The 17,588-nt window shown below is 65.1% G+C and carries 13 protein-coding genes; 8 read left to right on the plus strand and 5 right to left on the minus strand.

Annotated elements, in window-relative coordinates; genetic code table 11:
- Positions 1-471: 471 nt before the first annotated feature.
- From GRI62_RS03100 to GRI62_RS03110, 3 genes are all read left to right on the plus strand, one after another.
- Positions 472-876 (plus strand): hypothetical protein, encoded by a 405-nt coding sequence (locus GRI62_RS03100; RefSeq protein WP_131451960.1) that lies wholly within the window; start codon positions 472-474, stop codon positions 874-876.
- A gap of 48 nt (positions 877-924) precedes the next feature.
- Positions 925-2,075 (plus strand): IS3 family transposase gene (locus GRI62_RS03105; RefSeq protein ID WP_131451961.1). Its coding sequence is split into 2 segments (ribosomal slippage): positions 925-1,177 and positions 1,177-2,075, totalling 1,152 coding nucleotides; the frame shifts between segments, so codons are not numbered across the junction.
- 109 nt (positions 2,076-2,184) lie between these two features.
- Positions 2,185-3,078, plus strand: a complete 894-nt coding sequence (locus GRI62_RS03110) for a hypothetical protein (protein WP_131451962.1) — start codon at positions 2,185-2,187, stop codon at positions 3,076-3,078.
- A gap of 14 nt (positions 3,079-3,092) precedes the next feature.
- On the opposite strand, the gene GRI62_RS03115 is transcribed toward GRI62_RS03110, so the two are convergent.
- Entirely contained in the window at positions 3,093-4,049 is a 957-nt protein-coding gene (locus GRI62_RS03115) for a tryptophan halogenase family protein (RefSeq protein ID WP_131451963.1), read from the minus strand.
- A gap of 81 nt (positions 4,050-4,130) precedes the next feature.
- Between GRI62_RS03115 and GRI62_RS03120 the strand changes: the two genes are divergently transcribed.
- Together GRI62_RS03120 and GRI62_RS03125 are read left to right on the plus strand one after the other, a co-directional pair.
- On the plus strand, positions 4,131-5,357 hold the full coding sequence (locus GRI62_RS03120) for an MFS transporter (RefSeq protein ID WP_131451964.1): 1,227 nt from the start codon (positions 4,131-4,133) through the stop codon (positions 5,355-5,357).
- The gene (locus GRI62_RS03125) at positions 5,350-6,051 is read left to right on the plus strand and encodes an SDR family NAD(P)-dependent oxidoreductase (protein ID WP_131451965.1); all 702 of its coding nucleotides are present in this window, start codon (positions 5,350-5,352) and stop codon (positions 6,049-6,051) included. Before GRI62_RS03120 ends, GRI62_RS03125 begins: the two co-directional genes overlap by 8 nt.
- A 7-nt stretch (positions 6,052-6,058) precedes the next feature.
- On the opposite strand, the gene GRI62_RS03130 is transcribed toward GRI62_RS03125, so the two are convergent.
- The 4 genes from GRI62_RS03130 to GRI62_RS03145 are packed head-to-tail and all read right to left on the minus strand — an operon-like array spanning position 6,059 to position 10,633.
- Positions 6,059-6,844: a DeoR/GlpR family DNA-binding transcription regulator gene (locus GRI62_RS03130; protein ID WP_131451966.1), complete on the minus strand. Its 786-nt coding sequence runs from the start codon at positions 6,842-6,844 to the stop codon at positions 6,059-6,061.
- A gap of 11 nt (positions 6,845-6,855) precedes the next feature.
- Positions 6,856-8,133 (minus strand): MFS transporter, encoded by a 1,278-nt coding sequence (locus GRI62_RS03135; protein ID WP_131451967.1) that lies wholly within the window; start codon positions 8,131-8,133, stop codon positions 6,856-6,858.
- Positions 8,130-9,284, minus strand: a complete 1,155-nt coding sequence (gene lldD / locus GRI62_RS03140) for an FMN-dependent L-lactate dehydrogenase LldD (RefSeq protein ID WP_131451968.1) — start codon at positions 9,282-9,284, stop codon at positions 8,130-8,132. The genes GRI62_RS03135 and lldD overlap by 4 nt, the downstream gene beginning before the upstream one ends.
- Positions 9,281-10,633: an FGGY-family carbohydrate kinase gene (locus GRI62_RS03145; protein WP_234027346.1), complete on the minus strand. Its 1,353-nt coding sequence runs from the start codon at positions 10,631-10,633 to the stop codon at positions 9,281-9,283. Before GRI62_RS03145 ends, lldD begins: the two co-directional genes overlap by 4 nt.
- A gap of 136 nt (positions 10,634-10,769) precedes the next feature.
- Between GRI62_RS03145 and GRI62_RS03150 the strand changes: the two genes are divergently transcribed.
- The 3 genes from GRI62_RS03150 to GRI62_RS03160 all read left to right on the plus strand — a co-directional run bounded on the left by GRI62_RS03150 (position 10,770) and on the right by GRI62_RS03160 (position 17,563).
- Positions 10,770-12,881 carry a bifunctional rhamnulose-1-phosphate aldolase/short-chain dehydrogenase gene (locus tag GRI62_RS03150; protein ID WP_131451970.1) on the plus strand — a complete coding sequence of 704 codons (2,112 nt, stop codon included), beginning with the start codon at positions 10,770-10,772 and terminating at the stop codon, positions 12,879-12,881.
- A gap of 21 nt (positions 12,882-12,902) precedes the next feature.
- Positions 12,903-14,195 (plus strand): TIM barrel protein, encoded by a 1,293-nt coding sequence (locus GRI62_RS03155; protein WP_131451971.1) that lies wholly within the window; start codon positions 12,903-12,905, stop codon positions 14,193-14,195.
- A 95-nt stretch (positions 14,196-14,290) separates the two neighbouring features.
- Entirely contained in the window at positions 14,291-17,563 is a 3,273-nt protein-coding gene (locus GRI62_RS03160) for a glycosyl hydrolase (protein ID WP_234027347.1), read from the plus strand.
- The last annotated feature ends 25 nt before the right edge of the window (positions 17,564-17,588 follow it).

The raw sequence follows: 17,588 nt of genomic DNA on the forward strand, positions 1-17,588 counted from the left end.
TGCTTGGCTGGGGGTGGGCCGATCTTGCAGATCGAAAGCCGGCATTTAAGAGTGTGCATACGCTAGAAGCGTTATGCATGCAATAACCCGCGAAAACGGGTGTTAAACGCTCGAAACGCCGAGTTTAGGCCCCGAAACGGCGCGAAAACGGCGATTAAGCGGATTTAGCCGTGTGCACGTCAGCTTTTCTCGCGGGCACACAACGCAATGGCGCTGTGGTCGTTGGCGGGGCGCGTGAAGCCTCCGGTCGCTTGGGGGCGATGCCCCAAAAACGTCGTCCCATCCTATACAGCATTGAGGAAGGTGCGGGAGTTGACCCGGACTGTGAATGCAAGGACCGTGGACATGCGTGGCGAGGGATCAGGGCAAAGAGGAAGTGGCAGTGGAGGGGGCGCGAAAGCAGGTCGCCCGACACGAAGGGAGTATGCCGCAGAGCAACAGCGCCGCGAGGCCTGGCTCGACGCGCTCGGCATGACCGATCCCGAAGACCGCAAACTGTTCTCCCGATTGCTTACCTCTGGGATCGATCTCACGAAGGTGCTGAGTGAAACAGACCCGGTCGAACAGGTGACGCTGGCGATGGAGGCGGTCGAGAAAAACAAGCGCAAGTTCGACCGCATGCAGCATGCCTATGTGCCCGAACGCACCGCCCTGCGCGACACCATGCGGATCGGTTCCAAGGCCATGGCGGCGATCATCGAAGACCGTAACGACGCCCGTCGAGCGCTGCTTCTGGTCTCCAGGATCCGGGCCGAACAGGAGGCCAAGATCGCACGTCTGACGCTGATCGAGAACGAGTTGTTGGTGCATTTTGCAGGGCTTACGGAGCGGCAAACGGAAGCCTTTCAGGCACTCGATTTTGACGTGCTCCCCTGAAATGTGACCGATTTTTGGTAGAGTCCGACGCAAAGGAGTCGGACGAGAATGAAGCGAAGCAGGTTCAGCGAAGAGCAGATCATCGCGGTTTTGACGGAACAGGAGGCTGGGATGCCGACGGCGGAGGTGTGCCGCCGTCACGGGATCAGCTCAGCCACGTTTTACAAATGGAAGTCGAAGTTCGGCGGGCTGGAGGTCTCCGATGCGCGTCGCTTGCGCACGCTCGAGCAGGAGAACAGCCGGCTGAAGAAGCTGCTGGCCGAGGCGATGCTCGACAACGTGGTGCTGAAGGATCTGGCATCAAAAAAATGGTAACGCCCGGCGCGAAGCGGGAAGCCGTCGCCCATGCCCGTGAACAGCACGGGCTGAGCGAGCGTCGGGCGTGCAGTCTGGTCGGCGTGAGCCGCAGGGTGATCCGTTACGAGCCGACGAGGCCGGATGACGGGGCGCTGCGGCAACGGTTGCGCGAGCTGGCGACGGAACGTCGCCGGTTCGGCTATCGCCGCTTGGGCTACCTGCTGGCGCGGGAAGGCATGAAGCCCAACCACAAGAAGCTGCTGCGCATCTATCGCGAAGAAGGGTTGCGGGTGCGCCGCCGCGGCGGTCGCAAACGGGCACTGGGCACGCGCAGGCCAATGGTGCTGCCAGATAGTCCGAACCAGCGGTGGAGCCTCGACTTCGTCTCTGACAGCCTGATCTGCGGCCGACGCTTCCGCATCTTGTGCGTGGTCGATGACTTCTCGCGGGAGTGCCTGGCGCTGGTGGCTGATACGTCGCTGTCAGGCGCGCGGGTCGCCCGGGAACTGACCAGCCTGATCGGGATGCGCGGCAAGCCGCACACGGTGGTCAGCGACAATGGCACCGAACTGACCTCGTCGGCCATCCTGCGCTGGTCGCAGGAGCGCCGGGTCGAGTGGCACTACATCGCGCCGGGCAAGCCGATGCAGAATGGCTTCGTGGAGAGCTTCAACGGGCGGCTCAGGGACGAATGCCTCAACGAGACCCTGTTCACCTCGCTGGCCCATGCCCGGTTCGTCCTCGCTGCCTGGCAGCAGGATTACAATACAGTCAGACCACACTCCAAACTGGGCGGGAAAACCCCCGCCGAGATCGCCGGCCAACGTGTCTGGGGGCATGCCCCCAGACACGTTGCCATCCCATCAAACATCAATCATGAAGGAGCGAGACTCTACCTCTGAATGGTAACAATCCGGGGAGCACGTCAATTTGGGTCCAGCCGTGATAGCTCGCGTGCTGGAATTTCACGGGCTTTTGCGGTCTCAAGACGGTCAGGAAGATGCGCCGACGGTGGACGAATTCATCGCATGGTGCGCGTCTCGCGGAAAGGCAATCAAAGACCAAGAGGAAGTTCTCGAGGCGCTGCGACAAGGGATTTCGTTGGACATCCAGTCACTCGAGTCGCCAGTTGAAATCCGCCATACCGATGCGTCAGACTTAATCGAAGAAGCGCCGGAGAGGGTCCGAGAGGATCAGTTAAGCGGCCTCGCAAGCATGACCGATTTCTCGACGGAAGAGGACGCGGTCGGCAGCGACAATGCTCAAAATAGGCATGAAATGCCATCATCAGAGCCCGACGAAACTAGGTTTGAAGAGCCCGCCAATGCACCTTCGAGCATGGGCTTGTCGGCGACGATGGCCGGGCTTGGTGCCGACGCGAAGGACCTTGATGGCGCGGACATGGGGCGGCGCGTCCCTTCCATGTTCTGGTATGATCTTCCCCAGTGGAAGACCGGCTACGAAGTGCTGCCTCAGTGGAAGCACAGCGCTGAGCTTCCGTCTTATGACGATGTGTTTCTGCCGCCGTTTTCCACCATGGTGGACTTGGCCAAGTACGCGCAGATCGATGGTTTCGACCCTATGAAGCTCGCTTTATGGGACGACCCTCCGGATGGGCCCTCAGGTGTCCTGAATATAAGTGCTCTCAACCCACGGGAGGCGCTTGCCGTCGCTAGAAAGGCTATCGAGCGTGCATTGCAAACGTCCGTTCAAAAGGGGCAGGACGTCCAGGCGACCAATCCTCAAATCAACCTGTTGGCGCGATTCTGGACGTTCGCCATCGTAGCTCGCAATCGCCCCGAACTCGTCCTGACGCAGTGGCCCGATGGCTTCTTCGACGGCGTCCGCGGACATCATCCCGTACTGAAGGAGATGGGCCATTTCTGGATCAAGGGCGTGCTCTGAATGGCCAGCCGCTCTCACGCCCAGGCACCCACCTTCTGCAGATATGTCTCGTGCGACGGTAGACGTGCGGCGGTCTCCGCGTAGCGAGCGCGCATGTCCGCAAGCGCGGCGGTGTGCTGCTTCTCAACCAGCGCGTCGGCAACCGGATCGTAGCTATCGGGCGTGACGTTCTGGCCTAGCATGACCGCAACCCAGCCCGGGATGTTGAACATGTCAGCATCCTTGGGGAACACTCTCCCGTGCGCCTGCCACAGGTCCATCCGGTGCTGACGCGTTTCGGGAACAGACATTGCTGCCACCTGCCGCCAAAAGGCCGAGTCCTCGCGCTGGTTGGCCTTGTAATGGAGGATCACGAAATCGCGTACGAACTCGAAGATGCTGCGCAGGTTGCGGTTGTACTCCTCGCGCTCTGTGGGGTTGATCTTGCGGTCCGGGAACAGGCCGATCAGTCGCAGCACGCCGTGCCGGATGAGGTGGATGCTGGTGGATTCGAGGGGCTCGATGAAGCCTGACGCCAAGCCTAGCGACACCACGTTGTGGTTCCACGTTTGCCTGCGTATACCGGTCGTGAAGCGGAGCAGGCGAGGGTCGGCGAGCAGGTCGCCCTCGACGTTTTCGCGTAGCGTCCGCTCCGCTTGGTCGGCGTCAATATGCGCGCTGCAGAAGACGTGGCCGTTGCCGGTCCGATGCTGCAGGGGAATGCGCCATTGCCAACCTGCGGCATGCGCGGTCGAGCGGGTGAAAGGTGCTGGAGCCACGGTATTGATGGTGGGCACTGCCAGTGCGCTGTCCATTGGAAGCCAGTGGCTCCAGTCCTCCCCACCTGTCTCCAGCGCCTCCTCGATCAGTAGGCCGCGAAGGCCCGAACAGTCGAGGAACAGGTCACCGGCGATGCGTGTGAAAACTAGATCGAGTCGCTCTCGCTCCGCTATCGAACCGTCAGCACTCGGCCCTCTATCCGGTGCGTTAATGCGTGTCGAACCAAACTAACGATTCGACGCGAGGCATCCGGCGCTTCACAGCTTGTAGGCTAAAGCGGGGAGGAATTTGCGATGGGTCGTCAACCGACTTTCATGACCGGTATCGCGTTGCTGCTGCCGATCACGCTGACCACGATGGCAATCGTCTTGCTGGCGCCGGTCATGCCGCTGCTCATGGCCGAATTCGCCGGCGTGTCCAACCACGAGTACTGGGTGCCGATGGTGCTGACGCTGCCGGCCCTGTGCGTGGCGTTCCTGTGCCCTGTGGCGGGAATCCTCGGCGACTATTTCGGCAAGCGCAAGCTGCTGCTGGCGAGCTTCCTGATCTACGCCGTGGTGGGCGTGGCGCCAGTGTTCCTGACCGAACTCACCCACATTCTCGTCAGCCGCGTGGGCGTGGGCGTGGCGGAGGCGCTGATCTACGTGCTCTCGACCACGATGATCGCCGACTTTTTCCACGGCGAGGCACGCGACAAGTGGCTCGCCGCGCAACCTGCCTTCGCCTCGATGTCAGCGCTGGTGTTCTTCAACCTCGGCGGCGTACTGGGCGAGTTCGGCTGGCGCACGCCGTTCTGGGTCTATGGCAGCGCGCTGGTCATGTTCGTGCTCGTCTGGCTGTTCACCTGGGAGCCGGAAAAGGTGCGCGGCGACCACGCGATTGGCGAAGTTCCGCACGTCGGCCCGCCGGGCACCGCCGAGGGGTCGCGCAGCCTTAGCTGGGAGGGCTTCCCGTGGGCGCGCATGGGGCTGATCGTGCTCATCACCGTCTACGGATCGGTGTTCTTCTACACCGTGCAGATTCAGTCCTCCTCGGGCCTGGCGCAGCTGGGCATGACGAGCCCCGCGGCGGCGGGCTTCTGGACCTCGGTCGCCAGCGTCGGTGTGCCGCTCGGCACGGTGATCTACGGCCTCTACGGTTCGCGCAACGGGGTGGCGCGGCTGCTGCTGATCGAGTTCGCGCTGCTTGCCGTGGGGTTCTTCACTATGGGCACCGCTGCCGGCACCACGCAGTTCCTTGTCGGCTGCTTTGTCAACCAGCTGGGGGCAGGCCTGCTGCTGCCCACGCTGCTGGTCTGGGGAATGAGCATCCTGCCGTTCGAGGTCCGCAGCCGGGGCGCGGGGTTCTGGCAGTCGGCCTTTGCGCTCGGCCAGTGGCTCAGCCCGCTGGTGGTCACCTTCTTCGCGCTGCGGCTGGGCGGGCTGCTGTCGAGCTTCCAGGCGCTGAGCTACTTCGCCGCGGCGGGTGTGCTGGTGGCACTCATTGCCAGGCGGTTCCGGGCAAGGCCGGCGCATGGCTGATCGCCTGCGAGGCAGGATCGCCGTCGTCACCGGTGCGGCGAACGGTATTGGCAAGGGCTGCGCGGCGATGTTCGCGGCCGAGGGCGCGACAGTCGTCGGGCTGGACCGCGAGGGCGGCGACCTGACCGACGAGGTTGATGTCGCCCGCCTGTTCGCCGCCATCGGAGCTGAGCACGGGCGCATCGACGTGCTCGTCAATGCCGCTGCCTTCGCCCACTTCGGCTGGATCGAGGATATGACCTTCGGCCAGTGGCGCGAGACACTGGCGGGCGAACTCGACATCGTCTTCCTTGCCATCCGCGCCGCCTGGCCGTGGCTCAAGGCGAGCGGATCGGCGAGCGTGGTCAACTTCGCCAGCGCCAATGCCCGCCACGCGCTCGAGGGCTCTGCCGCGCTCGCGCACTGTGCCGGCAAGGGCGGAGTGCTGGCGATGACGCGGCAACTGGCGATGGAGGGCGCCGCGCACGGCATCCGCGCCAACACCATCAGCCCCGGTTTCATCCTGACCGAGGCGACCCGGCGGCACATGGATGTCGAGCCGGCCTTGCGCGAAAAGGTGCTGGCGAAGAACATGATCCAGCGTCTGGGAGAGCCCGAGGACGTGGCCTGGTGCGCGACCTGGCTCGCCAGCGAGGAAGCGCGCTATGTGACTGGGGCCGACATCGCCATCGATGCGGGCGCGACGGCCTGGTGAGGCATCGCTAGCTCGCCAAGATCACGCGCACGCCGGCTTCCCGCAACATCGCCAGGCTGGCCTCGCTCGCCCCGGCATCGGTTATCACCGTGTCGATTTCACCGAGAGAGCAGACGATCGAGCCCGACGAGCTTTCGAACTTGCAGCTATCGACAAGCAGGACGACCTCGTCGGCACATTCGATGAAGCGGCGCTGCGACGCGGTGAGCACGACGTCGGCCTGCATCACCCCCTGCCGTCCGACCGCGGCCGCGCCCATAAAAAGCTTCCCGGCGTGGAACCGCGGCATGGCATCTTCCCCGCCGGGCGCGAGGATGATGTTCTGTTCGCGAAAGATCGTGCCCGACGGCACCAGCAGCGTCGTCCCCTCCTGCGGCAGCAAGGCGTTGACGATGTGGAGCGAATTGCTGAGCACCTGCAGGCCCAGCCCGGCGAGGTGCGGACACATCTGGTAGGTCGTCGATCCGCCGTCGATGATCAGGCCCTCGCCCGGTTCGCACAGCGCGGCCGCCGCCTTGCCGATGGCGCGCTTGGCGGCGAGGTTGAGCCCGATTGATTTCTCGAACGGCGTGCCGAGCAGCGCGAGCGGCGAGGCCTTTTCCCGCGCATCTGTCGCGGCAGCGCGTGCCCCGCCGTGAACCCGCGACAGCTGCCCTGCGTCCTCCATGCGCGCCAGGTCGCGGCGGATCGTGGCCGGCGAGGCATCGAGGCTCGCCTCCAGGTCGCGGTACGAAACGAAACCGGTGCGCCCCAGCGCCACCAGTATCGCCTCCTCCCGCTCGGTCGCGTGCATCGCCGGGTGTCCTATGCTGCCGCCTGCTGCTCGCACTGGATGTCCTCCAGCGACTTGCCCGCGTTATTGGGAGCCCACAGCCAGCCGATCAAGGCGCTGATGGCGAGAAAGCCGGTGAGGATCCACGCGAGCACGGTAAAATCGGCGCTCGCCAGCATGGGAACGAAGAAGCTGAACACGCCGAGCGTGATGCGCACGATGGCGAAGCACAGCCCCTGCGCGGTGCTGCGCAGCGCGGTGGGGAACATCTCGGCGCTCCACAGCTGGAAGAAACTCTGCGCGCCGAAGCCCTGGAAGAAGCCAAGCAGGAAAACGTGCGCGATCACCACCGGCACCGTGAGCGGGAACAGCGCCAGCAGGCTCATCCCGATGACCTGCATCACCGCCGAAACCATGAACATCGCCTTGTGGCTCACCCGGTCGACGAACTTCATGAAAATCACGTAGTTGGCCACCATGCCGAGGAAGAAATTGAGGCATTGCAGCGCGATGCTCTGCGAGTGGGTGGCGACACCCAGCGTTTCCATCAGGTAGGGGAAGAACAGCCCGTTTGTGCCCGCCCACAGGTTCCAGAACCCGTAGATGCCCACCAGTCCGGCGATGGAGACGGCATAGCGCCCCTTGAACAGGGCGGAAAGCGGGGGCGGGGTGAAACCTGCTTCCTGCGTTTCCTCCCACCTTCGGCTCTCGCGCATCTTGCGGCGCAGGAAGGTAAGGCCGAGCGCCACGACGACCAGGTGCGCGAACACCAGCCGCGCGCCAAGTTCGCCAAGTCCCATGAGGTCGGTCAGGAACAGGCTCATCAGCAGCACCACGACGGGGCCGAGGTTCCACAGGATCTGCGCGACGCCCGAGTGCTTGCCGCGGCGCTCGTCGGGGGCCTCCTCGGCGATGAGCGACCAGCTGGCAGGAATGTCCGCGCCCACGGCGAGCCCGACGATCACGAAGCCGAGCACGATCATCCAGGGTGCCACGGCAAAGACCAGCACCGTCATTCCGATCGCGTAGACCAGCATGTCGTACTGGTAGATGCGCTTGCGGCCCAGCTTGTCGCACAGCCAGCCGCCGATCATAGCGCCCACGCCAGCGCCGATGGCATTGGGGCCGAAGGCGGCGATGAGGCCGAGCAGATTGTCGGAAAGGCCGTAGAGCGACTGCCACAGCGCCAGCGCCGCCGCGCCCGAGACGATCGATCCGCTGTCGATGTAATTGGCAAGGCCGGCGAGGATGGTGGCCTTCCAGTTGTCCTGCTCGATATGCGGATTGTCCACGATCTCTACCTGGCTCATGCCGTCCCTTCCTGTGCGATGATTGTCCGATCGATGTCCGCGACCGCGGTAACGCCTGTCAGCGCCATGGCGACGCGCATCTCGGCCTCGATCAACTGCAGCACGTGCCGAACGCCCGCCTGTCCTCGCGCGGCAAGCGCCAGCACCCATGGCCGGCCTATCAGCACGCCGTCCGCGCCCAGCGCCAACATCCGCACTACGTCGAGCCCCGAACGCACGCCGCCGTCGGCCAGCACGGTCATGTCGCCCTTCACCGCGTCGGCGATGGCGGGCAGGGCACGGGCGCTGGACAGCACGCCGTCGAGCTGCCTGCCGCCGTGATTGGAAACGACGATACCGTCCGCGCCGAGCCGCGTGGCCGCGCGCGCATCGTCGGGATCGAGAATGCCCTTGATGACCAGAGCGCCGTCCCATTCGGCGCGGATGAATTCGAGCGCGTCCCACGACACCGCGGGGTCGAAATTTGACCCCAGCCAGCCGAGGAAATCGGCCATCGGAGCGTGCCCTTCGATGACCGAGGCGACGTTGCCCATCATCAGCGGACGGCCGTGCAGCGCAACGTCCCAGGCCCAACGCGGTCGCCGCAGCACCTGCCAGGCGCGACGGATGTCGCCGCGAAGGCCCGGAGAGCCGGACAGCCCGGAGCGCACGTCGCGGTAGCGACTGCCGGGCAGCGGCAGGTCCACCGTGAACATTAGCACGGGACAACCCAGCGCCTTGGCCCGCGCGATCATCTCGCGCATGAAACCGCGGTCGCGGAGCATATAGAGCTGGAACCAGAAAGGCTTGGTGGCCGCTGCGGCCACTTCCTCCAGCGAGCAGGCTGAAACCGTCGACAGCGTGAACGGAACGCCGGCGGCCTCCGCCGCGCGCACCGCCTGACATTCACCGCGACGCGCGTTGAGACCCGCCAGGCCCACCGGGGCAAGTGCGAGAGGCATCGCCATCTCCTGGCCGAACAGCGTTGTCGACAGGTCGATGTGCGAAACATCGCGAAGCACCCGCTGGCGCAGCGCGACGGCGGCAAGATCGCTGACGTTGCGGCCCAACGTCACCTGGTCGTAAGAGCCGCCGTCGATGTATTCGAACAGGAAATGCGGCAGCCGCCGCCGGGCCAATTCACGGTAATCGGTGACGGACGCTGCGATCATGCTCGGCTCCCCAGGCCCTCGTGCCAGGCCGCCTTGTACGCATTCAGGTGGTCCGCGAGCGGCACGACTTCGACCAGATCGCCGTCGGGCCGCAGGTCGGGATCGATCAGCCGCAAGGCACCGAAGCTGACGTCGGTGTGGGCATTGGCGGTGAAGACGCGGGTCTGCGGGCGCAGTGCGGCAAGTGCGCGCACGAAGACCTGCGCCTCGGCGAACCGACCCTCGACGAGCAGGTTCTCGCGCGATCCGATGAGGTCGAGCGATACGTCGGCGACCAGCGCGGCGTAAAGGCAGGCGGCGGCGCGGCGGGCATACCAGTCGACGGGGCGGTTGACCCATCTGCAGGCGGCATCGGGGAAGGGCCCCGTGCCGGGCGCCAGCGTGGGCAGGACCATCGCTCCGCTGTCCAGCACCCCGGCCACGGCTGCCAGCAGGTGCGGCTGGTCGGGCAGGATGTCCACGCGGCGCGTATCGATCTCGATGAGGCTCTCGATCTCTCGTCCGCCCATGAACCGCGCGGAGGGAACGGGCTTGCCGAAAACATCGACGTTGACCAGGCAGTCGCGCGCCTCGGGCAAGGTGGTAAGGTCGAGATCGACACCTAGTTCCGGCGCGCGCATGGCGACGAACCATGTGCCGGTGGAGAGGACGGTCGCCTCGCCCCCGGTGATCTCCGGATAGCTGCGAGCCGCGTAGAGGGCCGCGTTGGAATCGTGCAGCCCGGCGAGCACCTTGACTTCGCTGGCGAAGCCGAGGCGGTCGGCCAAGTCCGTTTTCAATGTGCCGACGACATCGCCTGCCCCGACCAGCGGCCCGAATTTCCCGGCCCAGCCCAGTTGCCGCGCCATTGGGGAAAAGCTGCCCGCCAGCGGGTTCCACAGGTCGGAGTGACAACCAAGGCTGGTCACCTCGCTCGCTGCGATCCCGGTCAGCAGCCAAGCCCAGTACTGTGCGTAGGGCATGAGCGTGACGCCGTCCAAGACGCGCGGATCGGCCTGCTGGAGCGCGAAAAGCTGTGCGCCCAGATTGAGGCCAGCAGGAAGCGCGGGAGAGCCGGTTTCGGCAAAGGCATCGCGCCGAGCGCGATAGGCGGCCAGCATTTCGGGTGCGATCTGCGCTTCGTAATCGGGCGTGGTAAAGGCAAGCGAGCCTCCACGCACCCCGGCGATGGCCGCCCCGTGCGAGACCGGCACGATGTATTCGACCGGATGCGACGCCCAGCGTGCGAGGCCGTCGATAACCCAGTCCGCCGTCGCCGCCGTATCGAGCAGGCCGTCTGCGGGGCTGCTGGATCGGGTGATACGTTCGATCAACTCGCCCGCGCGCGACCATAGGCTGAGCTTCGCCATCGTCTTTCCCACATCGAGGACTATGGCGAATCCGCCGCTCACTTCGCACTCTCCCAACTCCGCAATGCGCGGATATGAGCAAGACGTAGCGAAATTGATTGCTTGTGAAAAGAGGAATCGCTATGGCGGTCGAACCATGAACATTCAAACGTGCCTGGCCGGAGAGGCCATTCCTTTCGCCATTCCAGTCAGCCGCTGGGATGATTCCATCGCCGCCGGAATGAGCGAGTCTGAATTGCTGCTCTACCGCTCAAACCTGCTCGGCAGCGATCTGACGGTCACCAACTTCGGCGGCGGCAATACCTCGGCCAAGGTGATGGAGGTCGACCCGCTTACCGGCCAGCAGGTCGAGGTGTTGTGGGTAAAGGGCTCGGGCGGCGATATCGGCTCGATGAAGCTCGATGGCTTTGCCACGCTCTATGAAGACAAGCTTCTGGCGCTGGAGGATCACTACGTCGGCGAGCAGGACGACGACAAAATGGTCGGCTTCCTGCCCCACTGCACTTTCAACCTGAATACCCGCGCGGCCAGCATCGACACGCCGCTGCACTCGCTGTTGCCCTACACTCACATCGACCATGTCCATCCCGACGCGATCATCGCGCTCGCCGCCTCGTCGGGCGGCGAGGCGGCGACGCGGGAAATCTGGGGCGATGCCATCGGATGGCTGCCGTGGAAGCGCCCGGGTTTCACGCTCGGCGTGATGATCCGGGATTTCGCCCGCGCCAATCCGCAGGCGAAGGGCGCGATGCTGGCGGGCCACGGGATCATCTGCTGGGCCGACAACGCAAAGGATTGCTACGAGCAGACCGTTCGCCTGATCGCGGACGCGGCGCAGTACCTGAACGATCGGCTGGCCGGGAAGCCGGCTTTCGGCGGCAGTGCGCACCCGGTTCGCGACGACCGGCTGGCGGTTGCCGCCGACCTCATGCCCCGCCTGCGCGGTCTGATGACGGGGGCGCGGCGCAAGGTGGGGCACTTCTCCGACGACGAGGCGACGCTGGAGTTCGTCAATTCCGCCGATCTCACGCGGCTGGCTGCGCTTGGCACCAGTTGCCCCGACCATTTCCTGCGCACGAAGATCGCGCCGCTGGTGCTCGATCCCGAGCGGCTGGAGGACGACGATTATCTCACCCGCAGCGTGGCCGAATATCGAGATCTCTACGCCGCCTATTACGATCGCTCGAAGCGCGACAATTCGCCCGCCATGCGCGATGCCAACCCGGTGGTCGTGCTGGTGCCGGGGGTGGGCCGCATGACCTTTGCCGCCGACCGCGCCACCGCGCGCATCGCCGGCGAGTTCTACCTCAACGCCATCAACGTGATGCGCGGGGCCGAGGCGATCGGCGATTATATCGCGCTCGACGAGCAAGAAGCCTTCGACATCGAATACTGGTTGCTCGAAGAGGCCAAGCTGCAGCGTATGCCCGCACCAAAGCCGATGGTGGGGCGGATCGCGCTCGTCACCGGCGGGGCGGGCGGTATCGGCGCCGCCACCGCGGCACGACTGCTGCGCGAGGGCGCCTGCGTCATGTTGGCGGACCGCGACGGGGCTGCATTGGGCCCGGTGTGCGACGATCTCGCACAGGCGTTCGGCAAGGACGTGGTGCGTGCCGTGGAGTGCGACGTGACCGACGAGGCGCAGGTCGCTGCAGCCTTCGCCGAGTGCGCGCGCGAATTCGGCGGGCTCGACATTCTCGTCGCCAATGCCGGGATCGCGTCCAGCGCGCCCATCGAGCAAACCTCTCTCGAGCTGTGGGACCGCAATTTCGACGTTCTCGCGCAGGGCTATTTCCTCACCGCCAAGCACGCCTGGGACCTGCTCAAGAGGATGAAGGAGCAGGGCGGCACCTCGGTCGTCTTCATCGGCTCCAAGAACGCGGTCGCCGCGGCGGCCGGGGCGTCCGCCTATGCCAGCGCCAAGGCCGCGGCCAACCATCTGGCCCGTTGCCTTGCCCTCGAGGGCGCGCCCGAGGGGATTCGGGTCAACGTCGTCAATCCCGACGCCGTGATCAGGGGGAGCCGCATCTGGGACGGCGACTGGCGCAAGGAGCGCGCGGCCTCCAACAAGGTCGACGCGGGCGAGGAACTCGAGGCCCACTACCGCAACCGCTCGATGCTGAAGCGCGACGTACTGCCCGAGGACATTGCCGAGGCCGCCTACTGGCTCGCCAGCGATGCCAGCGCCAAGTCGACCGGCAACATGATCAACGTCGACGCGGGTAACGTGCAGGCGTTCACGCGCTGAGAGAACGCGGGGGGAGAGGATATGCAGAACACCGTGATTTCGCCCGACCTGATCGAGCAGGACAACGCCGCTCGCCTCGACGCGCTGGAGGAGGACTACGCAGCTCTCTCACGCGCGCTGGAGCGGCGCGGAATCGCCATCGGACAGGTCAAGGAGCGGGCGAAGGACTGGTCCGTCGCGGTGCCGAGCTGGGGCGCGGGGCGGGGCGGCACGCGCTTCGCCAAGTTTCCGCTGGCCGGCGAGCCCACCAACATCCACGAAAAGCTGGAGGATTGCGCCGTCATCCACCAACTCGGCCGCACCACGCCGGGTGTCTCGCCGCATTTTCCGTGGGATCGGGTCGAAGATTATTCGGCCTTGCGCGAAGAGGCGGAGAGCTACGGTCTGCATTTCGATGCGGTCAATTCCAACACTTTCCAGGACCAGCAGGACCAGCCACAGAGTTACGCCACTGGCTCGCTGTCCTCCACCCTCGAGCCGACCCGCAGGCAAGCTATCGAGCACAACGTCGAGTGCATCGAGATCGGCCGTCATCTCGGCTCCGACCGGCTGACCGTATGGGTGGGCGACGGCACCAATTTCCCTGGACAGCAGGATATGGGGCGCAGTTTCGACCGCTACCTCGACGCTGCCGCCGAGGTCTATGCCGCGCTGCCCGCGGACTGGACGATGATGCTGGAACACAAGATGTTCGAGCCGGCCTTCTACTCCAGCGTCATTTCCGACTGGGGCAGTTCGCTGATGGCGGCGCAAGAACTGGGCGAGCAGTGCAAATGCCTGGTCGACCTCGGCCATCATGCTCCCAACGTGAACATCGAGCAGATCGTCGCCCGCCTGCACCGCGCGGGCAAGCTGGGAGGTTTTCACTTCAATGACAGTAAGTACGGCGACGACGACCTCGACAGCGGCAGTATCAACCCGCACCAGTTGTTCCTGGTCTTTAACGAGCTGGCCGAGGCCGAGACGGCCCCGCGCGGCGGTTTCGACCCGGCCTACATGATCGACCAGTCGCACAACGTGACCGACCCGATCGAGTCCATGCTCTCTTCCGCGGAGACCATCGCCGGATGCCATGCGCGCGCATGGCTGGTCGACCGGGAGGCGCTGCACGCAGCGCAGGAGAGCAACGATGTGATGCTCGCCTTCCGTACGCTGCGGCAGGCCTACGAGACCGATGTCGGACCCATCCTGGCGATGGCGCGGATGGAACAGGGCGGGGCGATCGACTGGCTCGGGACCTACCGCGCCAGTCAACATCGCGAGCGCAAGGCGCAGGAACGCCGCGCCGTGGGGCTGGGCGCGGGTATCGTTTGACGCCGACGAGGCGAACGAAAGGGAGAGAGATGAAGATCAAAAGCGGGCCGTTGACGCTTGCCATAGCCATGCTTCTTGCAGGCTGCACCACCGGCATGCCGGCTTCCGATCGTACCCAGACATCGGCGGACCCCCTGCTCGCCGGGTTCGTCGATCCGCCGCAGAGCGCGCGGCCACGCACATGGTGGCATTGGATGAACGGGAATGTCACCCAGGAGGGGATCGCCCGCGATCTCGAATGGATGAACCGCATCGGCCTCGGCGGGATACAGAATTTCGACGCCAGCCTGACGACGCCGCAGATCGTCGACGAACGGCTCATCTACATGTCGCCCGAATGGCGGGAGGCGTTTCGCTTTGCGGTGAGCGAAGCCGATCGCCATGGCCTCGAGTTCGCCATCGCCGCTTCGCCCGGCTGGAGCGAGACCGGTGGCCCATGGGTGGAACCCGCGGACGGAATGAAGAAACTCACCTGGAGCGAGACCGTCGTGCCGGGCGGGGAGCGCTTCCACGGCCGAATAGCCGCCGCTCCTACCGAGACAGGCCCTTACCAGGACGCACCCTTCGAGGACGAACTGGCCATGGTTTCCGAGGGCAGCGAGACACAGGTGCCCACGGCTTCGGGACGGATCGCCGTCCTTGCCGTGCCACTCGCGTACGATCAGTTGCCCATTTCCCAGATCACCCTGGCCGACGGCACCGCGCTGGACTTCGCAACGCTGACCGACGGTCGTTTGCAGACCACTGCCATGATCCCGCTGGCCGAAGATCTGTCAGGCGAGGTGCTGATCGAGTTTCCGCGCGCGGTCACCGTGCGGTCCGCGAATGTGGCCATGCCCGGCCTTGCGCGGCCGTTTCGCGGCGTCCCCATAGCACCCGTGCTTCAAGTGGAGGGGCCTGATGGCTGGCGCGATGTCGCCGCCTTGCCGCTCACGGGCGTGCCGACCACGGCGAGTTTCGACCCAGCCACGGCGCGGCGTTTCCGCCTTGCCATCGCTGCCAACCCGGCGGGCAACGGCAACGACTTGGATGCGCCTGCGCCCGGGGCACAGAGCTTTGATATCTTCGCATTAGGCGAACTCGACGAGGTTCCGCTCGCCGAGCTGCGCCTGTCGAGCGAAGTGCAGCTCGACGCGCTCGAACAGCAAGCCGGCTTCGGCACCGTGCTCGATTACACCGCGGTCACCCTAGGCGATTCCAGCGCCACGATCGACCCGGCCATGGCCATCGACCTGAGCGATCGCGTGGCAACGGACGGCTCGCTCGACTGGACACCGCCCCCGGGGCGCGACTGGCGCATTCTGAATTTCGGATGGTCGCTGACCGGCAAGACCAACCACCCCGCAACGCCGGAGGCGACAGGGCTCGAGGTCGACAAGCTCGATCCTGCCGCGGTCCGGCGCTACCTCGAAACCTATCTCGGCATGTATCGCGAGACGCTTGGCCCGGACATGATGGGAGATCGCGGACTGACGGCGCTGCTTACCGATTCCATCGAGGTCGGCGCAGCCAACTGGACGCCGCAAATGGAGACCGAATTCGCTGCGCGGCGCGGCTATGCACTGCGCCCGTGGTTGCCCGCGCTGGCCGGGGCGGTGCTCGGCTCTCCGGCCGAGACCGAGCGGTTCCTTCACGACTGGCGCGAAACGCTGGCCGAGATGCTCGCGGAGTACCATTACGGGACCATCGCAGAGGTGGCGCACGAACACGGCCTGCGGGTTTACGGCGAGGCGCTGGAGAACGGTCGTCCGATGCTCGGCGACGACCTCGCCATGCGCCGCTATGCCGACGTGCCGATGGCGGCCATGTGGACCTACGCGCGTGGGAATACCCCCCGCCAGTCCCTTATCGGCGACATGCGTGGCGCGGCTTCGATCGCGCACGTCTACGGCCAGAACCTGGTCGCCGCCGAGAGCATGACCGCGGCCAATGCACCGTGGGATTTCGCGCCGCGTGACCTCAGGCGCATCATCGATTTCGAGTTCGCAAACGGGGTAAACCTGCCTGTCATCCACACGTCGGTCCACGTGCCGGTCGAGGATCGCAAGCCCGGCCTCTCACTGATGATCTTCGGGCAGTATTTCAATCGCAACGAGACCTGGGCGGAGATGGCCGGTCCGTGGATCGATTACATCGCGCGCAATGCCTTCATGCTCCAGCAGGGCCGCGCGGTGGCCGACGTCGCGGTTTTCGCCGGTGAGGAAGCGCCGCTGACCGCACAGTACGCCGGCGGCGTGCCGGCGGGCCTGCCGCGCGGCTACGGGTTCGATTACGTAAATGCCGACATGCTGCGTGATGCTGTGACGATCGACGGCAACGAACTCGTCTCTACCGGCGGCGCGCGCTATCGAGCCCTGCAACTTGCGGGATCGAGCGATAGCATGACTCTTTCTGCGCTCGCGCGCGTGGCCGAGATTGCACGCGCTGGAATCCCCGTCATCGGCACCAGGCCCCGTAGCTCGCCATCGCTTCTGGACGATCAGGCTGCTTTCGAAACCCTCGCAGCCGAGACCTGGGCCCTGCCGAATGTGACCCATGCCGTCGACATCGACGCGGCCCTAGGATCTCAGGGTCTCGCACCCGACTTCTCCGCCGACGGAACCTGGGCCGACCAGCTTGCCTTCTTCCACCGCCGATCGGGCGATGCGGACATCTATTTCGTGGCGAACCGGTGTGCCTGCGCGGTAGAAACGAACCTGCACCTTCGAAGCTCCAGCCGAGCTCCGCAATGGTGGGATGCGGTCAACGGTGAAACACGTGAACTGTCGTTTACGCAAAACGGCGATGTTACCACGATACCGCTTGCGCTGGCCGCGGAACAGTCGGGCTACGTCGTCTTCCGTGATGTCACGGCCGCGACATCTGCCGTCGTTCCGCCGCCAAGCTATCGCACGCTCTCCTCGGTGGACGGCGAATGGACCGTCGCTTTTCAGCCCGGTCGTGGCGCACCGGCGCAAATCACCATGGCGAGTTTGCAACCGCTCGACCAATCCGATGACCCAAGCATTCGCTATTTTTCCGGTGTCGCCACGTACACGACGACCTTTTCCTTGAGCGCAATGCCGCACGGCGAGCGCCTTGTCCTGGATCTCGGCCAGGTCGGAGACATCGCCGAGGTATCGGTCAACGGCATTCCTGTCGGCACCACGTGGTTCGCGCCAGACAGGGTGGACTTCACCGACGCCGCGCGAGCCGGTGAAAACGTGCTGGAGGTGCGCGTCGCCAATCGCTGGGCCAATCGACTCATCGGCGACGTGCAGCCCGGTGCCGAACCGGTGACCTTCGTCGCCGCGCCCACCTATCGACCGGACGCACCGTTGCGTCCGGCGGGCCTCATCGGACCGGTCCGCATCCTCGCTCGCGATTGAAGCTGTGCGTCACCCATTGACGTTA

Origin of the sequence: Aurantiacibacter arachoides (genome assembly GCF_009827335.1) — a bacterium.
GTDB lineage: Bacteria > Pseudomonadota > Alphaproteobacteria > Sphingomonadales > Sphingomonadaceae > Alteraurantiacibacter > Alteraurantiacibacter arachoides.